The sequence below is a fragment of the Caballeronia sp. LZ029 genome, assembly GCF_031451275.1.
In the GTDB taxonomy this organism is placed as follows: Bacteria; Pseudomonadota; Gammaproteobacteria; order Burkholderiales; family Burkholderiaceae; genus Caballeronia; species Caballeronia jiangsuensis.
This window is the reverse complement of the sequence record NZ_JARUXO010000059.1, coordinates 1-341: the sequence shown is the minus strand read 5'-3', so window position 1 is coordinate 341 and position 341 is coordinate 1. Positions and strand designations below refer to the sequence as shown.

Annotated in this window: 1 pseudogene; it reads left to right on the top strand. The window is 65.1% G+C overall.

The annotated features are described in order from the left end of the window. Positions 1-341, top strand: a pseudogene (locus QCE73_RS34035) (bifunctional uridylyltransferase/uridylyl-removing protein); the annotation flags it as partial.

The window sequence follows — 341 nt, the reverse complement described above, 5'->3', positions numbered from 1 at the left end:
GCATGACGGCAGTTATCGCGACATCGCGAATCTCGTCGAGCAGCAACTGAGCACGCTGCTGACCGACGAGCGCATTCTTCCGGAACCGTCGAAGGGCCGCGTCTCGCGGCTCGTGCGGACGTTTCCGATCACGCCGCGCGTGGACCTGCGTCCCGACGACCGCGGCCAGTACTACATCCTGTCCGTGTCCGCCAACGACCGGCAGGGCCTTCTTTATTCGATCGCGCGGGTGCTCGCGCAACACCGGATCGGCGTGCAGGCGGCGCGGATCAACACGCTCGGCGAACGTGTCGAGGACGTGTTTCTGATCGACGGCAAGAGCCTGTCGAACAACCGCACCC